The organism is Agrococcus sp. UYP33 (genome assembly GCF_054060915.1).
In genome coordinates this window covers 764,223-783,851 of the sequence record NZ_JBSSDR010000001.1, presented here as the reverse complement: position 1 = coordinate 783,851, position 19,629 = coordinate 764,223, and the positions used below count along the sequence as shown (strand labels likewise).

Annotated in this window: 20 protein-coding genes; 12 read left to right on the top strand and 8 right to left on the bottom strand. The window is 73.1% G+C overall.

All coding sequences use genetic code 11. The features are described 5' to 3' along the window. Positions 1-43: 43 nt before the first annotated feature. Complete coding sequence (locus ACVWW9_RS03800) at positions 44-535, bottom strand: hypothetical protein (RefSeq protein ID WP_456514435.1); 492 nt, start codon at positions 533-535, stop codon at positions 44-46. 168 nt (positions 536-703) lie between these two features. On the opposite strand from ACVWW9_RS03800, the gene ACVWW9_RS03795 reads away from it, so the two are divergent. Genes ACVWW9_RS03795 through ACVWW9_RS03785 form a run of 3 tightly spaced genes read left to right on the top strand, consistent with a single transcriptional unit; the run spans position 704 to position 3,725 of the window. Further along, complete coding sequence (locus ACVWW9_RS03795) at positions 704-1,714, top strand: acyl-CoA dehydrogenase (RefSeq protein ID WP_354258247.1); 1,011 nt, start codon at positions 704-706, stop codon at positions 1,712-1,714. Then, positions 1,711-3,012: a PIG-L family deacetylase gene (locus ACVWW9_RS03790; protein WP_354258250.1), complete on the top strand. Its 1,302-nt coding sequence runs from the start codon at positions 1,711-1,713 to the stop codon at positions 3,010-3,012. Before ACVWW9_RS03795 ends, ACVWW9_RS03790 begins: the two co-directional genes overlap by 4 nt. Before the next feature lie 14 nt (positions 3,013-3,026). Next, the gene (locus tag ACVWW9_RS03785) at positions 3,027-3,725 is read left to right on the top strand and encodes a glycosyltransferase (RefSeq protein ID WP_354258253.1); all 699 of its coding nucleotides are present in this window, start codon (positions 3,027-3,029) and stop codon (positions 3,723-3,725) included. Positions 3,726-3,769: 44 nt separating this feature from the next. Here ACVWW9_RS03785 and argG read toward each other — a convergent pair whose 3' ends face one another. Next, the gene (gene argG / locus ACVWW9_RS03780; protein WP_456514434.1) at positions 3,770-5,191 is read right to left on the bottom strand and encodes an argininosuccinate synthase; all 1,422 of its coding nucleotides are present in this window, start codon (positions 5,189-5,191) and stop codon (positions 3,770-3,772) included. 141 nt (positions 5,192-5,332) lie between these two features. Here argG and ACVWW9_RS03775 point away from each other — a divergent pair, with 141 nt between their 5' ends. The 3 genes from ACVWW9_RS03775 (at position 5,333) to ACVWW9_RS03765 (ending at position 7,670) form a co-directional block, all read left to right on the top strand. After that, on the top strand, positions 5,333-5,755 hold the full coding sequence (locus tag ACVWW9_RS03775) for an SRPBCC family protein (RefSeq protein WP_456514433.1): 423 nt from the start codon (positions 5,333-5,335) through the stop codon (positions 5,753-5,755). 40 nt (positions 5,756-5,795) lie between these two features. Then, a complete protein-coding gene (locus ACVWW9_RS03770) occupies positions 5,796-6,278 on the top strand; it encodes an SRPBCC family protein (protein WP_456514432.1) in 483 nt (160 codons plus the stop codon). A gap of 63 nt (positions 6,279-6,341) precedes the next feature. Further along, complete coding sequence (locus ACVWW9_RS03765; RefSeq protein WP_456514431.1) at positions 6,342-7,670, top strand: TIGR01777 family oxidoreductase; 1,329 nt, start codon at positions 6,342-6,344, stop codon at positions 7,668-7,670. Positions 7,671-7,797: 127 nt separating this feature from the next. Here ACVWW9_RS03765 and ACVWW9_RS03760 read toward each other — a convergent pair whose 3' ends face one another. The 5 genes from ACVWW9_RS03760 to ACVWW9_RS03740 are packed head-to-tail and all read right to left on the bottom strand — an operon-like array spanning position 7,798 to position 12,317. Further along, positions 7,798-8,586: an IclR family transcriptional regulator gene (locus ACVWW9_RS03760; protein WP_456514430.1), complete on the bottom strand. Its 789-nt coding sequence runs from the start codon at positions 8,584-8,586 to the stop codon at positions 7,798-7,800. A gap of 8 nt (positions 8,587-8,594) precedes the next feature. Next, positions 8,595-9,428 (bottom strand): 5-dehydro-4-deoxy-D-glucuronate isomerase, encoded by an 834-nt coding sequence (kduI, locus tag ACVWW9_RS03755; protein WP_456514429.1) that lies wholly within the window; start codon positions 9,426-9,428, stop codon positions 8,595-8,597. Between the two features lie 23 nt (positions 9,429-9,451). Further along, positions 9,452-10,759 carry a TRAP transporter large permease gene (locus ACVWW9_RS03750; protein WP_456514428.1) on the bottom strand — a complete coding sequence of 436 codons (1,308 nt, stop codon included), beginning with the start codon at positions 10,757-10,759 and terminating at the stop codon, positions 9,452-9,454. Then, the gene (locus ACVWW9_RS03745) at positions 10,756-11,274 is read right to left on the bottom strand and encodes a TRAP transporter small permease (RefSeq protein WP_456514427.1); all 519 of its coding nucleotides are present in this window, start codon (positions 11,272-11,274) and stop codon (positions 10,756-10,758) included. Before ACVWW9_RS03745 ends, ACVWW9_RS03750 begins: the two co-directional genes overlap by 4 nt. Positions 11,275-11,291: 17 nt before the next feature. Then, on the bottom strand, positions 11,292-12,317 hold the full coding sequence (locus tag ACVWW9_RS03740) for a TRAP transporter substrate-binding protein (RefSeq protein ID WP_354258276.1): 1,026 nt from the start codon (positions 12,315-12,317) through the stop codon (positions 11,292-11,294). Between the two features lie 154 nt (positions 12,318-12,471). On the opposite strand from ACVWW9_RS03740, the gene ACVWW9_RS03735 reads away from it, so the two are divergent. From ACVWW9_RS03735 to ACVWW9_RS03720, 4 genes are read left to right on the top strand one after another with little or no spacing between them, the layout of a single operon-like run. Further along, positions 12,472-13,494 carry a zinc-dependent alcohol dehydrogenase gene (locus ACVWW9_RS03735; protein WP_456514426.1) on the top strand — a complete coding sequence of 341 codons (1,023 nt, stop codon included), beginning with the start codon at positions 12,472-12,474 and terminating at the stop codon, positions 13,492-13,494. Beyond that, positions 13,491-14,246 carry an SDR family oxidoreductase gene (locus ACVWW9_RS03730; RefSeq protein WP_456514425.1) on the top strand — a complete coding sequence of 252 codons (756 nt, stop codon included), beginning with the start codon at positions 13,491-13,493 and terminating at the stop codon, positions 14,244-14,246. The genes ACVWW9_RS03735 and ACVWW9_RS03730 overlap by 4 nt, the downstream gene beginning before the upstream one ends. Then, positions 14,243-14,869 carry a bifunctional 4-hydroxy-2-oxoglutarate aldolase/2-dehydro-3-deoxy-phosphogluconate aldolase gene (locus ACVWW9_RS03725; protein ID WP_456514424.1) on the top strand — a complete coding sequence of 209 codons (627 nt, stop codon included), beginning with the start codon at positions 14,243-14,245 and terminating at the stop codon, positions 14,867-14,869. The genes ACVWW9_RS03730 and ACVWW9_RS03725 overlap by 4 nt, the downstream gene beginning before the upstream one ends. Continuing rightward, complete coding sequence (locus ACVWW9_RS03720) at positions 14,866-15,807, top strand: sugar kinase (RefSeq protein WP_456514423.1); 942 nt, start codon at positions 14,866-14,868, stop codon at positions 15,805-15,807. The genes ACVWW9_RS03725 and ACVWW9_RS03720 overlap by 4 nt, the downstream gene beginning before the upstream one ends. 36 nt (positions 15,808-15,843) lie before the next feature. On the opposite strand, the gene ACVWW9_RS03715 is transcribed toward ACVWW9_RS03720, so the two are convergent. Next, positions 15,844-16,338 carry an FBP domain-containing protein gene (locus ACVWW9_RS03715; RefSeq protein ID WP_456514422.1) on the bottom strand — a complete coding sequence of 165 codons (495 nt, stop codon included), beginning with the start codon at positions 16,336-16,338 and terminating at the stop codon, positions 15,844-15,846. A gap of 286 nt (positions 16,339-16,624) precedes the next feature. On the opposite strand from ACVWW9_RS03715, the gene ACVWW9_RS03710 reads away from it, so the two are divergent. Together ACVWW9_RS03710 and ACVWW9_RS03705 are read left to right on the top strand one after the other, a co-directional pair. Beyond that, a complete protein-coding gene (locus ACVWW9_RS03710) occupies positions 16,625-17,911 on the top strand; it encodes an adenylosuccinate synthase (RefSeq protein WP_456514421.1) in 1,287 nt (428 codons plus the stop codon). 196 nt (positions 17,912-18,107) lie between these two features. Next, entirely contained in the window at positions 18,108-19,625 is a 1,518-nt protein-coding gene (locus ACVWW9_RS03705; RefSeq protein WP_456514420.1) for a glycosyltransferase family 2 protein, read from the top strand. Positions 19,626-19,629 lie beyond the last annotated feature (4 nt).

Below are 19,629 nucleotides of genomic sequence, written 5' to 3'. Positions count from 1 at the left end.
CGGCCTTGGGGGACGGCCTGAGGGCCGGGCGCGCTGTGCGAGCTCACTCGCAGCTGGTGAACGACCGCTCGACGACCATGCGCGGCTCCACGTCGAGCCCCTCGACCCGTCGGAGGTGGAAGTCGTCGCGGATCACGAGCTCGGGCGCGTCGGTGCCCGGGGATGCCAGCCGGATGCGGGCCGTGATGTTGACGCCATGGGACCCGTCGGCGTACTGGGTCTCGAAGAACGTCCCGTTGCCGTGCACGCCCTGATGGATGATCGTCCGGTCGACGTACTCGACGCCCGTCTCGAGCCCCACGGCAGTGGCGTGCACGGTGCGGATGCGGAGCTGCGTGACGACACCGCCCGAGGCGCTCGTCACCTCCTGCTCGGTGAAGCGCACCTCGCCGCCGGTGTACATGAGCGGCTCCGTGCAGCCCTCGTCGATGATGCCGCCCGCGAGCGGGATCACGATCGTGCTCCGCACGACCGCGGCGGAGGCCGGTGCCGCCGTGCCGAGGACCGCGCACCCGGCGACCGCGACGACTGCCAAGGATCGGAACCTGATCACGGTGATCATCCCCTTCGATGTGCGCTCACCGCGCTGCCTCATGACGTGCGTCCACCGTGGCACTGCCGAGCAAGCGGGTCAACGGCCGTCCTCGCCCGGCGCCTTCGGTCAGCACAGGCCACGTGGGGGACGAGCGTGAACAATGGAGCGGTGCCCGCTGCCCCCTCGCTCGACGTCGACATCGACCGCGGCGAGGGTGCCCGAGCGCTGCATCGCAGCATCGGTGCGCTGCCCGCCACTGTCGCCGATGCGCTCACGATGGCGCCGGCGATCGCCGCCGCGGTGCCGCTGCCCGCGAGCGGCCGGACCGCGGAGCGGCTCGAGGTGCTCGCCACGCTCGGCGCCCATGACCTCGAGGTCGCGCGCGCGATCGAGCCGCATCTCGACGCGGTCGCGATCCTGTCCGAGGCCGGTGTCGCCCCTCGGCCCGGCGCGTACGGTGTCTTCGCGGCGGAAGGCCCCGGCAGTCGGCTCGAGCTGCGCGAGGGGCGGCTCGCGGGCGAGAAGCCGTGGTGCTCGCTCGCCGACCGCCTCGATCGCGCGCTCGTCTCGGCGTGGCAGGGCGAGGAGCGCGTGCTCGTCGACGTCGACCTGCGGCAGGACGGCGTCCGGGTCGTGCCGGGGGCGTGGCACGCGCGAGGACTGGTCGGCATCCCGTCCGGTCCGGTCCGCTTCGACGGCGCCGCGGCGGAGCCCGTCGGGGAGCCCGGCTGGTACCTGCGGCGGCCCGGCTTCGCCTGGGGCGGCATCGGCGTCGCGGCCTGCTGGCACGGCGGCGCGGTCGCGATCGCGCGGCGCCTCCTCGGTGCGACGGCGGATGCGCCCCTGCGGCTCGCGCACCTCGGTGCGGTCGACGAGGCGCTCACGGCGTCGCGGCTGGCGCTCGCCGACGCCGCCCGGCGCATCGACGCAGGTGACGCGTCGGTCGACCCCGGAACGCTCGCGCTGCGCACGCGCGGGATCGTCGCCCGCGCGGTGGACGAGGTGCTCGCGCGCGTCGGCCGGGCACTCGGCCCTGCCCCGCTCGCGCTGGAGGCGGAGCACGCCCGCCGCGTCGCCGACCTGCAGCTCTACGTGCGCCAGCACCACGCGGAGCGCGACCAGGCCTCGCTCGGCGAGGCGGTCGCTGCGATGGCCGCCGGAGGACGGAGCGCGTGGTGACGAGCGGTCCTCCGCGCTTCGAGGGCGACGATGCCGGCACGCCGCACGACGAGTGGCTGCGCAGCGCCGCGCTGCGCGATGCGCCCACGCTCGAGCGGTCGCCGAGCGCGCTGCTCGTCGTGGCCGCGCATCCCGACGACGAGGTGCTCGGCGCCTTCGGCTCGATGCACGCTGCCGCTCGCCGAGGCATCCCCGTCACGGTGGTCGTCGCGACCGACGGCGAGGGCTCGCACCCCGGCTCTCCGACGCTCGAGCCGGCGGCGCTCGCCGAGCGTCGTCGGGCCGAGCAGGAGGAGGCGCTCGCCGGCGTGGGGGCGCGGCTGATCCGGCTGGGGCTCCCCGATGGAGCCCTGCAGGCCCACCGACGCGAGCTCGTGGCCGCGGTCGCGCCGATCGTCGCGGCGCTGCCGGACGACGCGCTCGTGCTCGCGCCCTGGTCGCGCGACGGTCACCCCGATCACGAGGCGGTGGGCGACGCCGTGGCTGCCGTCGCTCGCGAGGCGGGGCGCGCGTGCGCGTGGTCGCCGATCTGGGCTTGGCTCTGGGGCGAGCCGGGGCTGTTCGACGGGATGCCGGTGCGCCGCGTGCCGCTGGATGTCGACGCGCGCGACGCGAAGGTGCGCGCGATCGCCGCGCATCGATCGCAGGTGGCGCCGCTCTCGTCGCACCCGGCCGACCGCGTCGTGCTCACCTCGGCGATGCTCGAGCGCTTCGCGGGCGACGAGTGGCTGGTGCTCGCTCCGTCCGCCGAGCGCACCGCGTTCGACGACCGCTACGCGTCGGTGGGCGACCCGTGGTCGACGCGCTCGTCCTGGTACGAGCGGCGCAAGCGCAGCCTCGTGCTCGCGTCGCTGCCCGACGAGCGCTACCGGCTCGCCGTCGAGGTCGGCTGCGGCACGGCGACGCTCACCGCCGATCTCGCCGCCCGCTGCGACGGGGCACTCGGCGTCGACGCGTCGGTGCCGGCGCTCGCCGAGGCGCGCCGCACGCTCGCGGATGCGCCGAACGCGTGGGTCGAGCACCGCACCGCTGCCGACGGCCTGCCCGCCGCCGACGTCGACCTCGTCGTGCTGAGCGAGCTCGGCTCGTACATCGCCGACGCCGACCTGCTGCACGTCGTCGAGCAGGCCCGCGACCGTGGCGCGCACCTCGTGCTGTGCCACTGGCGAGGCGAGAGCGACGACATGCGCCGCTCCGCCGAGGAGGTGCACGCGCTCGCCGCGGGCATCCGCGGCCTGCGGCGAGTGGTCGAGCACCGCGACGACGCATTCCTGCTCGACGTGCTGGTGCCGGAGTGACGCCGATCGCTCGCGTGCTGGTCATCGTGCCGGCGCGGGACGAGGCGTCGACGGTGGGAGCGTGCATCGCGAGCATCGACGTCGCTCGCGCAGCGCTCGCGGCACGCCAGCCGGGCATCGAGACGGCGGTCGTCGTCGTCGCCGACGCGTGCGTCGACGCGACCGCAATGACCGCCCGCGCGGCGGGCGCCGAGGTGGTCGAGATCGAGGCGGCCGCCGTGGGTGAGGCGCGGCGCGCCGGGATCCAGCACGGGCTCGCCCGCTGGCCCGACGCCGAACCTGCGGCGACGTGGATCGCCATGACCGACGCGGACAGCACCGTGCCGGCACGCTGGCTGCTCGACCACGTCGCGGCCGCGCACGACGGTGCGGACCTGCACATCGGACGCGTCGTGCCCGACGGTTCGCACCTGCCGCAGCGCGTGCTCGAGGCGTGGCACGCCGCGCATGACGCCCTGCCGGCCGGAGCGGCGGTGCAGGGCGCGAACCTCGGCGTGCGGGCCGACGCGCTCGCTCGCGTGGGCGGCGTCGCGCCGATGCGGCTTCACGAGGACGTGGACCTCGTCGCCCGGCTTCGTGCGCACGGCGCGGTGCTCGACCTTCGACGACGAGCCCCGGTGCGCACGTCGGATCGCACTCGCAGCCGCGTCGACGGCGGCTTCGCAACCTACCTGGCGGTGCTCGAGGGGCGCGGGCAGCCGCTCATCGACTAGCCCTGCGCGGCCCTCTCTGCGCCCGATCGAGCGCCCTCCGGGCGCTAGTCCGTGCCCAGATCCATCGCCGCGCGGTCGTTCCACTGCTCGAGCGCCTCGGGGTCGTCGGTGGGCGACGCGACGATCTCGTCGGCGCGGCCCGCCTCGAGGGCGCCGAGCAGCGCCTTCGTCTCGCCCTCGATGAGCCCGGCTGCGGCGTAGGCCTCGAGCCGCGAGCGCGAGTCGGCGATGTCGAGGTTGCGCATCGTCAGCTGGCCGATGCGGTCCTCCGGACCGAACGCGGCGTCGCCGACGCGCTCCATCGACAGCTTGTCGGGGTGGTACGAGAAGCCCTCGCCCCGGGTGTCGACGATCGTGTAGTCCTCGCCGCGGCGCAGTCGCAGCACGACCTCGCCGGTGACCGACGAGCCCACCCAGCGCTGGATCGACTCGCGCAGCATGAGTGACTGCGGGTCGAGCCACCGGCCCTCGTACATGAGGCGACCGAGCCGACGACCCTGCTCGTGGTAGGTCGCGACCGTGTCCTCGTTGTGGATCGCGTTCATGAGCCGCTCGTAGGCGATGTGCAGCAGCGCCATCCCCGGCGCCTCGTAGATGCCGCGGCTCTTCGCCTCGATGATGCGGTTCTCGATCTGGTCGCTCATGCCGAGGCCGTGGCGACCGCCGATCGCGTTCGCCTCCATGACCAGCGCGACGGCATCCGGGAACTCCGCGCCGTTGATGGCGACCGGCCGTCCGGCCTCGAAGCGGATGGCGACGTCCTCGGTCGGGATCGACACCGACTCGTCCCAGAACCGCACGCCCATGATGGGCTGCACGATCTCCATCGACTCGTCGAGGTGCTCGAGCGTCTTCGCCTCGTGCGTCGCGCCCCAGATGTTCGCGTCGGTCGAGTAGGCCTTCTCGGTGGCGTCGCGGTAGGGGTAGCCGTGCTCGACGAGCCACTCCGACATCTCCTTGCGGCCGCCCAGCTCGGTGACGAAGCGCTGGTCGAGCCACGGCTTGTAGATGCGCAGCGCGGGGTTGGCCATCAGGCCGTAGCGGTAGAACCGCTCGATGTCGTTGCCCTTGTAGGTCGATCCGTCGCCCCAGATCTCGACGCCGTCCTCCTTCATGGCGCGCACGAGCAGCATGCCGGTCACGGCACGGCCGAGCGGCGTCGTGTTGAAGTAGGTGCGGCCGCCGGAGCGGATGTGGAACGCGCCCGTCGCGAGGGCCACGAGGCCCTCCTCCACGAGCGACGCCTTTGCGTCGACGAGGCGCGCGGCCTCCGCGCCGTACTCGTTCGCACGGCCGGGCACCGCGTCGATGTCGGGCTCGTCGTACTGCCCGATGTCGGCGGTGTACGTGAAGGGCACGGCGCCGTTGTGCCGCATCCACGCGACGGCGCACGACGTGTCGAGGCCTCCGGAGAAGGCGATGCCGACGCGCTCGCCGACGGGGAGGGAGGAGAGGACCTTGGACATGGCCTCAATCCTACGGTCGGGCCCGGTTGCTGTGCGCCGCCTGGGAACGGGCCGGATCGGCTTGTTGCGCGCCGCGCACCGTGGGACCATCGGCTATGGGGTACAACGCGGTGCCCCAGGACGATGAGATCGGAGGCGAAGATGCAGATCGATGAGTCGTTCGACGTCGCAGCGCCCCGCGAGGACGTCTTCCGCGTGCTGACGTCGTTCGAGCTGTTCCCCGAGTTCATGACCGGCGTGGAGTCGGTCTTCGCCGAGACGAAGGCGCGGTTGCGCTGGCGCGTCTCGATCGCCGGCGTGCCGGAGACCTTCTACGCCGTGATCACGGAGCTCGTGCCCGACGAGCGCATCGCGTGGACGAGCGTCGACGCGACCACGATGGCGTGGTCGGTGCAGCTCGCCGAGCTCGACCCCGAGACGACGCGCGTGACGGTGCACGTCAAGTGGTCGCCGCCCGGCCACCAGACCGCCGCCGATGTGCCGGAACTGGATGAACTGAGCGTCCGCTGTGACTTCCACCGATTCCGGATGCTCGTCCAGGGTCTGCACGCCGCCGCCGCGTAGCATCGCCAATCCGTACGACGACAGCAAGAGGAGCATCGCAATGCCGCAGGTCACCGACAGCATCGACGTCAAGGCCCCCATCAGCGCCGTCTACGCGCTGTGGACGAGGTTCGAGGAGTTCCCCCGCTTCATGGGCGGCGTGGAGTCCATCACCCAGCTCACCGACGCGAAGCTGCACTGGGTCGTCTCGATCGCCGGCGTGGAGCGCGAGTTCGACGCCGAGATCACCGAGCAGCACCAGGATGAGCGCGTCGCCTGGCGCAGCACTGACGGCGAGACCCACGCCGGTGTCGTCACCTTCCACCGGATCGACGACGACCAGACGCGCGTGAACGTGCAGATCGACTGGAAGCCGCAGGGCATCGTCGAGGCTGCGGGCGCGCTGCTGCAGGTCGACGACGCGCAGATCGGCAAGGACCTCAAGCGGTTCAAGGAGATCGCCGAGGAGGCGCCCGCGCAGCTCGCGGCCGAGTCCGGCTGGGAGGGCGACATCGACCGCGCTCCCGACAGCACCGGCCACTAAGCACCGCCACCCGTACGCCCCGCTCCTGTGCTCCGGCACAGGAGCGGGGCGTACGTTCGCGTCATGGGCATCCAGCACTGGAGCACGATCGACGCCTCGCCCGACGAGGTCTTCGCCTGGCACGAGCGGCCGGGGGCGCTGCAGCGGCTGATGCCGCCGTGGCTGCCGGGCTCCGTGCGCCGGGAGGCGACCTCGCTCGAGGACGGCCGCGCCGAGCTCGCGCTGCCCGGCGGGCAGGTGTGGGTCGCGCAGCACGACCCGGCCGGCTTCGAGCCCGGCCGCGCGTTCGTGGACGAGCGGATGCCCGGCCTCTCCTCTGCCGCCCTCGGCCCGCTCCGCTGGCGGCACGAGCACCGGCTCGAGCCGCAGGGCGGCGAGACCGTCATGCGCGACCGCGTCGACACGCAGGTGGGATCGCGGCTGCTGCGGCCGATGTTCGTCTACCGCCACCGGCAGCTCGCCGACGACCTGGCGCGGCACCACGAGCTCGCCGCAGCCCCCATGACGATCGCGATGACGGGCGCCTCCGGACTCATCGGCACCGCCCTCGCGGCGTTCCTCACCACCGGCGGCCACGAGGTGGTGCGGCTCGTGCGGCACGAGCCGGGAGCGGGCGAGCGCCGCTGGGATCCGGATGCGCCGGCCGCCGACCTGCTCGACGGCGTCGACGCGGTCGTCCACCTCGCGGGCGCCTCGATCTTCGGCCGCTTCGGCGACGAGCACCGCGAGCGGATCCGCGACAGCCGGATCGGGCCGACCCGCCGCCTGGCCGAGCTCGCGGTGGCGAGCGGCGTGGGCGCGTTCATCAGCGCATCCGCCATCGGCATCTACGGCGACGACCGCGGCGACGAGGTGCTCAGCGAGGCGAGCGATCCGGGCGACGGCTTCCTCGCCGACGTCACCGTCGACTGGGAGGCCGACACCGCGGCGGCCTCCGAGGGCGGCGTGCGCACGGCGCTCATCCGCACGGGTCTCGTCCAGACGCCCCGCGGCGGCGTGCTCCAGGTGCTGCGCCCGCTCTACGCGGCAGGCCTCGGCGGGCCGCTCGCGGGCGGCCGCCACTGGCAGTCGTGGATCGACCTCGACGACCTCGTCGACATCTACGCCCGCGCCCTCGTCGACGAGCGGATGTCCGGCGCCATCAACGCCGTCGCGCCCGAGCCGGTGCGGCAGGGCGACTACGCCGCGACGCTCGCGGCGGTGCTGCACCGGCCGGCGCTGCTGCCGACGCCGGCGCTCGGGCCGCGCGTGCTGCTCGGCGAGCAGGGGATGCGCGAGCTCGCGCTCGCGAACCAGCGGGTCGTGCCGTCCCGGCTGGCCGAGCTCGGCCACCGCTTCCGCCGCCCGGCCCTCGAGGACGCCCTCCGGCACCAGCTCGGCCGCTTCGCCTAGCCGCAGCGCCGCGGCCGCCGGAACCGCACCGCCGCGTGGTCACGACACGCCGCGCCCGAGCGTCGGCGACGGCGCGTCGTGACCACCCGCACGGCGGGTCGTGACCACCCGGATGCGGGCGGCGCCGTCAGCGGGCGGCGGGGGAGCCGAGCGCGCGCGAGATCGCCTCGGCAGCGGCGATCGCCTGCGGGGCGAACTGCTCGATGCTCGAGCCCGGGTGCTCGAGCGCGATCGACGAGATCGACAGCCCGTAGGTGACGCGGCCGAGGTGGTCGCGGATGGGCGCCGAGACGCAGACCGTGCCGCGCTCGTTCTCGCCGAGGTCCATCGCGTAGCCGCGGGCCCGCACGCGGGCGAGCTCCTCGTGGAGCGCGGCCGGATCGGTGATCGTGTCGTCCGTGCGGGCCGGCAGGCCGACGTCGGCGATGAGCCGGTCGACCTGCTCGGGCGTCCACGACGAGAGCACGGCCTTGCCCATCCCGGAGCAGTGCATCGGCAGCGAGAGGCCGACGCGCGAGCCCATCCGGTAGGGCTTCGAGGAGTCGCGCCGCAGCGCGTAGACCATCTCGAAGCCGTTCAACATGCCGACGTGGATCGTGCAGTCGACCTCGCGCACGAGCTCGTCGACGATCGGCTCGGCGATCGCCGAGATGTCGAGCCGCGAGATCGCGCTGCCCGCGATGCCCAGGAAGCGCGCGCCGGGCTGGTAGCCGCGGTCGCTGTCACCCGAGATGAACTCCTGCTCGACGAGTGTCGCGAGGATGCGGTGCACGGTCGCCTTCGCGAGCCCCGTCTCCTCGACGATGTCGGTGAAGCGGTCGTGCAGGATCGCGGCCTCGAGCACGCGGAGCGTCTTCTCGCTCGCCCCCACCGACGGCGCGGGGCTCGCGTCGAGCGTCCTGTGCTCCAGGGTCATGGTCCGCCTCATCTCATGTCGACGATCGCGACGCCGTCCATGTCGTCGAACGACTGGTTCTCACCGGCCATGGCCCACACGAACGAGTAGTTGGATGTTCCCACACCCGAGTGGATCGACCAGGAGGGCGAGAGCACGAGTCCGCCGTCGGCCACGAGCAGGTGCCGCGTCTCCTGCGGCTGGCCCATGAGGTGCACGACCCGGGCGTCCGCGTCGACGTCGAAGTAGACGTAGAACTCGGTGCGGCGGTCGTGCGTGTGCGACGGCATCGTGTTCCACATGCTGCCCGGGTGGAGCTGCGTCACGCCCATGACGACCTGGCAGCTGCGCACGCCGTTCTCGTGGATGTACTGGTTGAGCGTGCGGCGGTTCGAGGTCAGCGGGTCGCCGAGCTCGCGCACCGTTCCCTGACCCGGCTCGACGAGCGCGGTGGGGTAGGTGGTGTGGGCGGGCGCCGAGAAGCCGTAGAAGCGCGCCGGCGTCGCCGCGTCGTCGCTCTCGAACGAGACGTCGCGCACGCCGCGGCCGAGGTACAGGCACGCGCCGTTCGCCATCGCGTGCCGCTCGCCATCGGCGACGACCGTGCCGGCCGCACCGATGTTGACGATGCCGATCTCGCGGTGGTCGAGGAACTGCTCGCTGCGGATCTCCGGCACCGCCTCGAGGGCGAGCGGCGCATCCGTCGGCACCGCGCCGACCGCGACGACGCGGTCGTAGTGCGTCACGACCGTGCGCACGGCGCCCGGCACGAAGAGGTCCTCGACGAGGTAGCGGTCGCGCAGCTGCTGCTGCGTCGAGCCGGTGACCTGCTCGGGCGAGGTGGGTCCGTAGACGGGGGTCATGGGTGCTTCCTTCCGGTCGGGGATCAGAGGAGTCCGGCGAGGCCGGGGAGCCACAGCGAGAGCTGCGGGACGAAGACGATGACGAAGAGCATCACGACGAGCACGGCCAGGAACGGCCACAGGCGTCCGATGACGGACTCGAGGCGGGCCTTGGCGACCTGCGTGCCGACGAAGAGCACCGGCGCCGACGGCGGCGAGATCACCGCGATCGAGAGGTTGAAGACCATCATGATGCCGAAGTGCACGGGGTCGATCCCGTACGAGACGGCGATGGGCAGGAAGATCGGCGTGAAGATGAGGATCGCGGGCGTCGGGTCGAGCGGGATGCCGATCACGAGCAGCACGAGCATCATGATGAGCAGCACGACGACCTTGGAGTCGGTCCAGCCGAAGAGCGACTCCGCGATGAGCTGCGGCAGCCGGGAGTAGGTCATGACGTACGACATGATCGTCGACACCGCGATGAGGAAGATCACGATGGCGCTCGTGCGGCAGGCGTCGTAGAGGATGCGCGGCAGGTCCTTCACCGAGATCGTCCGGTAGAGGAACGACAGGCCGAGGGCGTAGAGCACGGCGATGGCCGAGCCCTCGGTGGGGGTGAAGAAGCCGGCGACGATGCCGCCGATCGCGACGACGATGAGGCCGAGCGACGGGACCGCGCGCCACAAGGTGTTGAGGAAGACGGCCATGCCGGGGAACGACTCGCCCTTGAGGTCGGGGTGGCGGCGCGCGTACACGAAGACCACGACCGCGCAGGCGAGCGCCCACAGGATGCCGGGCACGTAGCCGGCCAGGAAGAGCGCGCCGACCGACGTGCCGCCCGCGGCGAGCGAGTAGACGATGAGCGTGTTGCTCGGCGGGATGAGCATGCCGGCCGGAGCGGACGCGACGTTGACGGCCGCGCTGAACGCGGGGTCGTAGCCGGCCTTCTTCTGCATCGGCGCCATGGTCGAGCCGACGGCGGCGGCCGAGGCGACCGCCGAGCCCGAGACCGTGCCGAAGATCGCGTTCGCGAGGATGTTCGTCTGCGCGAGCGGGGCGGGCGTGCGGCCGACGAGCACGCGCCCGAGGTTCACGAGCCGCTCGGCGATGCCGCCGTTGTTCATGATGACGCCGGCGAGCACGAAGAACGGGATGGCGAGCAGGGCGAACGAGTTCGCGCCGCCGAGCATCTGCTGCGCGGACGTGATGGCGCCGCGGTCGAAGTCGACGATGAGCAGCATGCAGAGCGCGCTGGGGAGCGCGATCGAGATGGAGACGGGCGCGCCGATCGCGAGCAGCAGCACGAGGCCGCCCACGAGGATCGCGGTGATGGTGCCGGGGTCGATCACAGTGCGGCCGCCTCGAGGTCCTCGTCGGGCGTGCCCACGTGGCCGACGTAGCGGCTCGAGAAGGTCCCGACGATGTGGATGAGCAGGTAGATGGTGAGGAGCACGCCGGAGATCGGCAGCACCAGGTAGAGCTGGCCCTGCGAGAGCGGCAGCAGCGGGTTCTTCTGCGCCCAGGCGAGCATCGACTGCTGCAGGCCGCCGAGCACCATCACGTACAGCACGAACGCGAGCGTCGCGAGGTAGGCGATGATGTCGGCGACCCGCTGCAGGGAGCGCGGCAGGCGCTCGACGAGGAAGTCCATGATGACGTCGGCCTTCTCGCCGACCGCGATCGCGATGCCGATGAGGCTGACCCACACGAAGGCGTAGCGGGCGGCCTCCTCCGACCAGGCGCTCGGCTCGCCCAGCACGAGGCGGGTGAAGACCTGCCACGCGACGAGCAGCACGAGCACGGCGAAGAGCACGACGCAGATCGCGCGGAGGGTGCCGTCGAGCCAGGCTCGAGCGGTCGTCATGAGCTTCCTCATGGCCATCAGCCGCGCGCCGCCTCGATGGCGTCGTAGATCGTCTGCGTGCGCTCGGTCGTGACGCGCTCCTCGTGGAGCGGCAGCACGGCCTCGCGGAACGCCTCGACGTCTGCGTCGCTGAACTGGGCGCCGGCCTCCTCGGCAGCGGCGACCGACTCCTCGACGGCGGCGGCGAAGCGCTCGAGCTCGGTGTCGACGGATGCGGCGAGCAGCTCCTCGAAGATGGCCGTCGTCTCCTCGTCCATGCCCTCCATGACCGACGGTGCGGCGATGAGGTAGTCGGGCATCATGAGGTGCTCGGTGCGCGAGTAGAAGCCGGCGATCTCCGCGTGCGAGAGCGACGAGTAGATGAGCTCGTTGTTCTCGGCGCCGTCGAGCACGCCCGACTGGATGGCGGTGTAGACCTCGCCCTGGGCCATCGGCGTGCCGACGCCGCCCATGAGCTCCATCATGCGGACGTTGGTGTCGGAGCCGATCACGCGGATCTTCTGGCCGCTGAGGTCAGCGGGCGTCTCGACGGGGCCGGCGCTCGAGTACACGTTGCGCACGCCGCCGTGGTACGCGGCCATCACGTCGATGCCGTCCTCGAGCAGCGCGTCGTAGAGGTCGCCGACGATCGCCTCGTCGTTGAGCACGCTCATCTGGTGCTCGGGCGACTCGTAGAGGTACGGCAGGTTGACCACCGACATGTCCGACTCGAAGTTCTCGAGCAGGCTGCCCGCGACCATCGCGAAGTCGATCGTGCCGGCCTGCACCTGCTCGATCGTCGCGGCCTGGTCGCCGAGCGTCTCGTCGGTGTAGAGCTCGAGCGAGTACGCGCCGTCGGTGCGCTCCTCGAGCGCGTCCGAGAGCTCGGTGAGCGCCTGCGCCTGCGGGTGCTCGGCGTTCTGGTTGAAGGCGACCCGGAAGACGGTCGGCTGCTGCGCGCCGCCCTCTTCTCCCTCGCCGCCGGCTGCGCTCGAGCACGATGCGAGCGCCAGCGTCATGACCGCTGCGGCGCCGATGGCTCCGAGCATCCGTCGTCCCTGCATGGGGTTCCTCCTCGTTGAGTCGCCATCCCGGTCGCACTTGCGCGAGTGGGTGGGTCGGGGGCTACTCTAACCAGATAGAACCGAGTTGCGCCACACGGAACACGAAATAGAACCGAGTTTCGCGCGCAGCCACCAGCTCGAAGAGGAGACGGCGTTGCGAGCAGCGAAGTACATCGGCGGAGGACGCGTGGAGGTCGGCGAGGCCGACGCCCAGGCGCCCGCGGCAGGCGAGGTGCGCATCCGCGTCGCCTACAACGGCATCTGCGGCACCGACCTGCACATCGTGCAGGGCCACATGGATGCCCGGGTCGACATGCCCGCGACGATCGGCCACGAGATGAGCGGCGTCATCGAGGCGGTCGGCGACGGCGTCGACCTCGCGGTCGGCGCTCCCGTCACCGTCATGCCGCTCCGCTGGTGCGGCTCGTGCGCCGCCTGTGCCGCGGGCCACCAGCACATCTGCCAGCGCCTCGACTTCGTCGGCATCGACTCGCCCGGCGCCCTGCAGGAGCTGTGGACCGTGCCCGCCTCCGTCGTCGTGCCGCTGCCCGAGGGCCTCTCGCTGCAGCACGCCGCGCTCGTCGAGCCGCTCGCGGTGGCCGTGCACGACGTGCGCCGCTCGCGCCTCGCGGCGGGCGAGACGGCCGTCGTCATCGGCGGCGGCCCCATCGGGCAGCTCATCGCCGTCGTGGCCCGCGCGACCGGCGCGACCGTGATCCTCGCGGAGCCCGACGCCGCCCGCCGCGACTTCGCCGCGCAGCAGGGCGCGATCGTCGTCGACCCGATCGAGGGCAATCTCGCCGCGGTCGTCGAGGAGCGGACCGCCGGCGCCGGCGCCGACGTCGTCTTCGAGGTCGCCGGCACGCGCGGCACCGCGCTCGACGCCACCCGTCATGCGCGCACGCGCGGCCGCGTCGTCTTCGTCGCGATCCACCCGGAGCCGGTGCCGGTCGACCTGCACCGCATCTTCTGGCGCGAGCTCGAGGTGCTCGGCGCCCGCGTCTACGAGCGGGAGGACTTCGAGCGCGCGATCGAGCTGCTCGCCGCCGGGCAGGTGCCGGCGGATGCGCTCATCACGCGCGTCGTGCCGCTCGACGCGACCATGGAGGCCTTCGAGGCGCTCCTGTCGGCCGCCGCGATGAAGATCCTCGTCGACGTGCAGGGGGTCGGCGCATGAGCATCTCCTTCGACCTCACCGGCAGCACCGCGGTTGTCACCGGCGCCCGCCGCGGCATCGGCTTCGCGATGGCCGAGGCGCTCGCGATGGCGGGCGCCGACATCATCGCCGCCTCGTCGAGCCAGGAGGCCGACGGCGGCGAGATCGGCCGCCGCGTGCGCCACCTCGGTCGCGCCTTCGAGGGCCACGCCGTCGACTTCCGCGACCGCGACGCCGTGCTCGGCTTCGCCGAGGCAGTCGGCGACCGCGCCGACATCCTCGTGAACAACGCGGGCACCATCCAGCGCGCCCCCGCGGCCGAGCACCCGCTCGAGTGGTGGGACGAGGTGCTCGACGTCAACCTCCGCAGCCAGTTCGTGCTCACCCAGGCGCTCGCGCAGGGCATGCTCGCCCGCGGCTCCGGGCGCATCGTCTTCACGGCGAGCCTGCTGAGCTTCCAGGGCGGCATCAACGTGCCCGGCTACACCGCGGCGAAGTCCGGCATCGCCGGACTCGTGAAGGCGCTCAGCAACGAGTGGTCGGGCCGCGGCGTGACCGTGAACGCGATCGCTCCCGGGTACATCGCCACCGACAACACCGCGGCGCTGCGGGCCGACGAGGACCGCTCGCAGTCGATCCTCGAGCGCATCCCCGCCGGCCGCTGGGGCCGGCCCGACGACCTGCAGGGCGCCACCGTCTTCCTCGCGAGCCCCGCCGCCGCCTACGTCACGGGCGTCACGCTGCCGGTCGACGGCGGCTGGATGGGCCGATGACCGCCGTGCTCGGCGGGGTCGTGCCGCTCGCGACCGTCGCGGACGCCGCGTCGGCCGACGCGCTCGCCGACGGCCTCGTCGCCGGCGGTCTGCCGGTGCTCGAGGTCGCCCTGCGCAACGAGTGGGGGCTCGACGCGATCGCCCGGATCGCCGCGCGCGGCGACGTGCTCGTCGGCGCCGGCACGGTGCTGTCCATCCGGCAGCTGCGCAGCGCGCTCGACGCGGGCGCCGGCTTCGTCGTGGCGCCCGGCCTCGACGAGGAGATCGTCGAGGCCGCCCTCGCCGCCGGCGTGCCCGTGCTCCCCGGCGTCATGACGCCGAGCGACGTGCAGCGCGGCATCCGGCTCGGTCTCGACCGGCTGAAGCTGTTCCCCGCGGGCGTCGTCGGCGGCCTCGGCATGATCGGCGCGCTCGCGCCGGTGTTCCCTGGCGTGCGGTTCATGCCGAGCGGCGGCGTGAGCGCCGCGAACCTCGCCGAGTACCTCGCGCACCCCGCGGTCTTCGCCGCGAGCGGCTCGTGGATCGCGTCACCCGCCCGCATCGCGGCGGGCGCCGAGGCGGTCGCCGAGGCGGCTCGCGAGGCCGTCGCGATCCAGCAGGCGTCCGAGCGGGTGTCGCCGTGAGCGTCGTCGCGCTCGGCGAGTCGCTCGGGCTGCTCGTCGCCTCGCGCATCGGCCGGCTCGAGCTCGTGCCGACGATGGACCTCGGGTTCGGCGGCGCCGAGAGCAACGTCGCGATCGGGCTCGCCCGGCTCGGCGTGCCGGTGACGTGGATGGGCCGGCTCGGCGACGACGCGCTCGGCCGCCTCGTCGAGCGGCAGCTGCGCGCCGAGGGCGTCGGCGCGGCCGTCACGCGCGACCCGGAGGCGCCCACCGCGCTCATGCTCAAGGAGCGGCCATCGGCTGGCTCGAGCGCCGTCTCGTACTACCGCGCGGGCAGCGCAGGATCGCGGCTCGCGCCGGAGCACCTCGACCTCGACCGCATCCGCGGCGCCCGGGTGCTGCACGTCACGGGCATCACCGCGGCGCTGGGCGACGCGCCTCGGGCAGCGCTCGACGCCGCGGTCGATGCGGCGCACGAGGGCGGCACGATCGTGTCGTTCGACGTGAACCACCGCTCGCGCCTGTGGGATGCCGAGCGCGCGGTGCCGGCGTACCGCGCCCTCGCCGCCCGTGCCGACGTCGTCTTCGCGGGCGATGACGAGGCGGAGCTGCTCACCGGCGAGCGCGACACCGACGCGCAGATCGCGGCGCTCGCCGCGCTCGGGCCGGCCCAGGTGGTCGTGAAGCGCGGCGCCGACGGCGCCACCGCGCTCGCGGACGGCGATCGGGCCACCCAGGCGGCGTTCCCGGTGCACGCGGTCGACACCGTCGGCGCGGGCGACGCGTTCGTGGCCGGCTACCTCGCCGAGCTGCTCGCCGGCGCCTCGCTGGGCGAGCGGCTCCGCACCGCCGCGGCCTGCGGCGCACTCGCGTGCACGGCCCCCGGTGACTGGGAGGCCGCCCCCGACCGCGCCGCCATCGCGCGGCTCCTGGTCGGCGGCGACCCCGTCCAGCGCTGATCGCACGACCCGGGCGCGGGGCTCGCGGGGCGGGCGTCAGCGCTCCCGCACGACCGCATCGGCGAAGCCGGCCGCGCGCATCCGCAGCTCGTCGATGCGCCGCACCCTCGCCGCCTCGAGGTCGTAGCCCTCGTAGGCGAGCGGGGGCAGCTTCCGCGCGTTGCGCGAGCACTCGAAGTCCTCGCACAGCAGCGTGCCGACGGTGTCGCCGCGGCGCCCGGCCGCGCCGGCGAGCTTCGCGCTGTAAAACACGACGTCGTTCGGCAGCCGCACGTCCTGGCACCACGAGCACTGGGCTCGGGCGCGCGGCGCCGCGTCGGCGCGGCGCAGCACGATGCCGACGTGCTCGCCGTCGAGCGTGGGCGCCACGACGTACGCGCGCCGCGCGATCTTCGGGTCGCGCCAGCCGAGGTAGTCGAGCGACGCCCAGTCGGCGTCGTCGAACCAGTCGGGGAGGGTGACGCTCGCGACTTCCTTGCGGCTCGCGTTCACGAACGCGGCGCGGAGGTCGACAGGGGTGATGGGCAGCATGGTGGATCGTCTCTCGAGGGCCGGTCGACGCGATCGGCGATGGGTGGGGGAGGGCACGCCGAGATGGGCCCGTGCGGGCCATCGCGGTGCCGCGGGCCGGTCGGCGATGGACGCGGACCGGGCGCGGCGACTACCTGCCGCCGACGGGGTTGCCGCCGACGACCTCCTCACGCCTCGAGGGCGTCGCTGCTGCGAAGCTCACCCGTCCAGCGTACGCGCCCGCACCGGGTGGGGGCCGGGCGCTCGATAGGGTGGGGTGTACGCGAACCCGTCGAAGGGATGCCCCATGCCAGGAATCGTCATCATCGGCGCCCAGTGGGGCGATGAGGGCAAGGGCAAGGCCACCGACCTGCTCGGCAGCCGCACCGACTACGTCGTGAAGTTCAACGGCGGCAACAACGCCGGGCACACGGTCGTGGTCGGCAACGAGAAGTACGCGCTGCACCTGCTGCCGTCGGGCATCCTCACCGAGGGCGTCACCCCGGTCATCGGCAACGGCGTCGTCATCGACCTCGAGGTGCTCTTCGACGAGCTGACCGCGCTCTCGGCGCGCGGCGTCGACGTGTCGAAGCTGCGCATCTCGGCGAACGCGCACGTCATCACCGACTACCACCGCACGCTCGACAAGGTCACCGAGCGGTTCCTCGGCAAGCGCTCGATCGGCACCACCGGCCGCGGCATCGGCCCGGCCTACGCCGACAAGATCAACCGCGTCGGCATCCGCATCCAGGACCTCTTCGACGAGTCGATCCTGCGCCAGAAGATCGAGGGCGCGCTCGACGTCAAGAACCACATGCTCACGAAGGTCTACAACCGGCGCGCGGTCACCGTCGACGAGGTCTTCGACGACCTGACCTCGTACGTCGAGCGCATCCGCCCGATGGTGGGCGACACCGGGCTCGAGCTGTCGCAGGCGCTCGACGCCGGCAAGACCGTCGTGTTCGAGGCAGGCCAGGCGACGATGCTCGACATCGACCACGGCACCTACCCGTTCGTGACCTCGTCGACCGCGACCGCGGCCGGCGCCGCGTCGGGCTCGGGCGTCGCGCCCGCGCGGCTCGACCGCGTCATCGGCATCGTGAAGGCCTACACGACCCGCGTGGGCGCCGGCCCGTTCCCGACCGAGCTGTTCGACGAGTGGGGCGACCTGCTGCGCAGCAACGGCTTCGAGTTCGGCACCACGACCGGCCGCCCGCGCCGCTGCGGCTGGAACGACACCCTGCTGACGCGCTACGCCTCGCGCGTGAACGGGCTCACCGACATCGTGCTCACGAAGCTCGACGTGCTCACCGGCATCGAGCGAATCCCCGTCTGCGTCGCCTACGAGGTCGACGGCGTGCGCTTCGACGAGATGCCGGTCTCGCAGTCGGACTTCCACCACGCCAAGCCGATCTACGAGGAGCTGCCCGGCTGGACCGAGGACATCACCGGCGCCCGCGACTTCTCCGACCTGCCCGCGAACGCGCAGGCCTACGTGCGGTTCCTCGAGGACTGCTCCGGCAGCCGCATCTCGGCGATCGGCGTCGGGCCCGCGCGCGACGAGATCGTGCAGCTGCACGACCTCATCGACTGAGCCTCAGCGACGGAGTCTCAGCGACGGAGCCTCAGCGACGGAGCGGCGTCCACTGGACCCGCGCGCCGACCGCCGTCCGGGATGAGCCGGTGGCGCCCGCCTCCTCCATTCGGATGAATCCTGCACCGCGCTCGGAGGCTCACCGGCTAGCCTCCGAGCGTGCCCGGATCGGCCGTGCACCGAGAGGGAGGCGACGTTGACCCGGATCGGCCCGACACGAGCCTCCGTCCGCACACCGACGATCGGCGTCACCGCGGTGCTCGTGCTCGCCGCGGGATGGGCGGCGCTCGCAGCGGGTGCCGGCGCGCTGCTGGCTGCGCTCGCGACGCCGGCCGAGCCCGTCGGCTGGGCTGCGCTGGTGCTCACCGCGGGCCTCATCGGCCTCGCGCTGCTCGTGGGGCTGCGGCAGCTCGTGCTGCTCGTCGTGTCGCTCACCGTCCGTGCCAGGCCGGCGCCCGCATCGACGCCGATGACCGGCGCGCGCGTCGCGATCCTCTACCCGACGGCCGACGACTTCCGCGCCGACGTCGTGCGGCGGAGCGCTCGTCAGACCCATGCGCGCACGCGCACCGTCGTCCTCGACGACTCGCGCCTGCCCGAGACGCGCGCCCGCGTCGCCGAGCTCGAGGCCGACGGCATCGAGGTGCACCGGCGCGGGTCCCGCACCGGCGCCAAGGCCGGCAACCTCAACGCGTGGCTGCGCGCGCACGGCCACGAGGTCGACCACGTCGTCGTGCTCGACGCCGACCAGGAGGTCGGCGAGGGCTTCGTGGCGGGGGCGCTCGCGCGCTTCGCCGCGCACCCCGAGGCCGCCGTCGTGCAGGGCCGCATCCGGTCGCGCGACGGCGACACCTCGTTCGCCCGGGACTTCTCCGGCCTCTTCACCCGCCACGCCGACACGAAGCTCGCGGCCCGAGCGGTGCTCGGCGTCGTCGACTTCTCGGGGCGCGGCGCCATGCTCGACGTCGCGGCGCTCCGCGACGCGGGCGGGTTCCCCGAGGTCGTCATGGAGGACACCGCGCTCACGATCGAGCTCGAGCGTCGCGGCTGGTCGATCGTCGCCGCGCCGGAGCTCGTCTCGGTCGAGGACGCGCCTGTCGACCACACGGCCTTCGCGGTGCAGTTCGGCAAGTTCGCCGAGGGCGCGGTGCAGCTGCTCGTGCGCTCGCGCAGGAGCCTCGTCGACCCGAGGCTGCGCGTGCGCCGTCGCGTCGACCTCGCGCTCGAGCTGCTCGTGCCGGTGCTCGCCGCGCTCGTGCCGCTCGCCCTGTTCGCCTACTCCGTCGTCGGCGCCGTCACCGGCATCGCCGCCTTCCCGTGGCAGCTCGGCCTGCCGCTCGCGGTCCTCAGCCTCGTGCCGCTCGTGCCGGAGGCGCTGCACCGCTGCCGCTCGCGCGGGCTGCCGTCGGGGATCGCCTTCGCGGTCCGCGCCTCGATGCTCTACGCCTCGATCGGCGTGGTCGCGGCGCGCGCCGTGGTCGCGGTGGCCGTCTCCGGCCGCGCCCGGTTCCGCATCACGCCGAAGGAGCGCGCGGGCGGCAGCGCCACCGTGGTCGTGCGCCGCCGCGCGCTCGAGCTCACCGTGGCCGTGCTCGCGCTCGCCGTCGCCGTGCTGTGGGCGGGCCGCCCAGAGATCGCCGCACCGTTCGTCGTCATCGCGGCGACCGCCCTCGCCTTCGGGTGGCGCGACGCGGTGGGCGAGCGGGTCGGCTGACCCC

What these genes read in the sequence shown, in the direction of transcription:
- argG (WP_456514434.1), bottom strand. Translation starts at nt 5,191, where the DNA reads ATGTCCAAGGTCCTCTCCTCCCTCCCCGTCGGCGAGCGCGTCGGCATC.
- ACVWW9_RS03725 (WP_456514424.1), top strand. Translation starts at nt 14,243, where the DNA reads ATGACCGCCGTGCTCGGCGGGGTCGTGCCGCTCGCGACCGTCGCGGAC.
- ACVWW9_RS03740 (WP_354258276.1), bottom strand. Translation starts at nt 12,317, where the DNA reads ATGCAGGGACGACGGATGCTCGGAGCCATCGGCGCCGCAGCGGTCATG.
- ACVWW9_RS03760 (WP_456514430.1), bottom strand. Translation starts at nt 8,586, where the DNA reads ATGACCCTGGAGCACAGGACGCTCGACGCGAGCCCCGCGCCGTCGGTG.
- ACVWW9_RS03710 (WP_456514421.1), top strand. Translation starts at nt 16,625, where the DNA reads ATGCCAGGAATCGTCATCATCGGCGCCCAGTGGGGCGATGAGGGCAAG.
- kduI (WP_456514429.1), bottom strand. Translation starts at nt 9,428, where the DNA reads ATGACCCCCGTCTACGGACCCACCTCGCCCGAGCAGGTCACCGGCTCG.
- ACVWW9_RS03745 (WP_456514427.1), bottom strand. Translation starts at nt 11,274, where the DNA reads ATGACGACCGCTCGAGCCTGGCTCGACGGCACCCTCCGCGCGATCTGC.
- ACVWW9_RS03765 (WP_456514431.1), top strand. Translation starts at nt 6,342, where the DNA reads ATGGGCATCCAGCACTGGAGCACGATCGACGCCTCGCCCGACGAGGTC.
- ACVWW9_RS03730 (WP_456514425.1), top strand. Translation starts at nt 13,491, where the DNA reads ATGAGCATCTCCTTCGACCTCACCGGCAGCACCGCGGTTGTCACCGGC.
- ACVWW9_RS03770 (WP_456514432.1), top strand. Translation starts at nt 5,796, where the DNA reads ATGCCGCAGGTCACCGACAGCATCGACGTCAAGGCCCCCATCAGCGCC.
- ACVWW9_RS03775 (WP_456514433.1), top strand. Translation starts at nt 5,333, where the DNA reads ATGCAGATCGATGAGTCGTTCGACGTCGCAGCGCCCCGCGAGGACGTC.
- ACVWW9_RS03715 (WP_456514422.1), bottom strand. Translation starts at nt 16,338, where the DNA reads ATGCTGCCCATCACCCCTGTCGACCTCCGCGCCGCGTTCGTGAACGCG.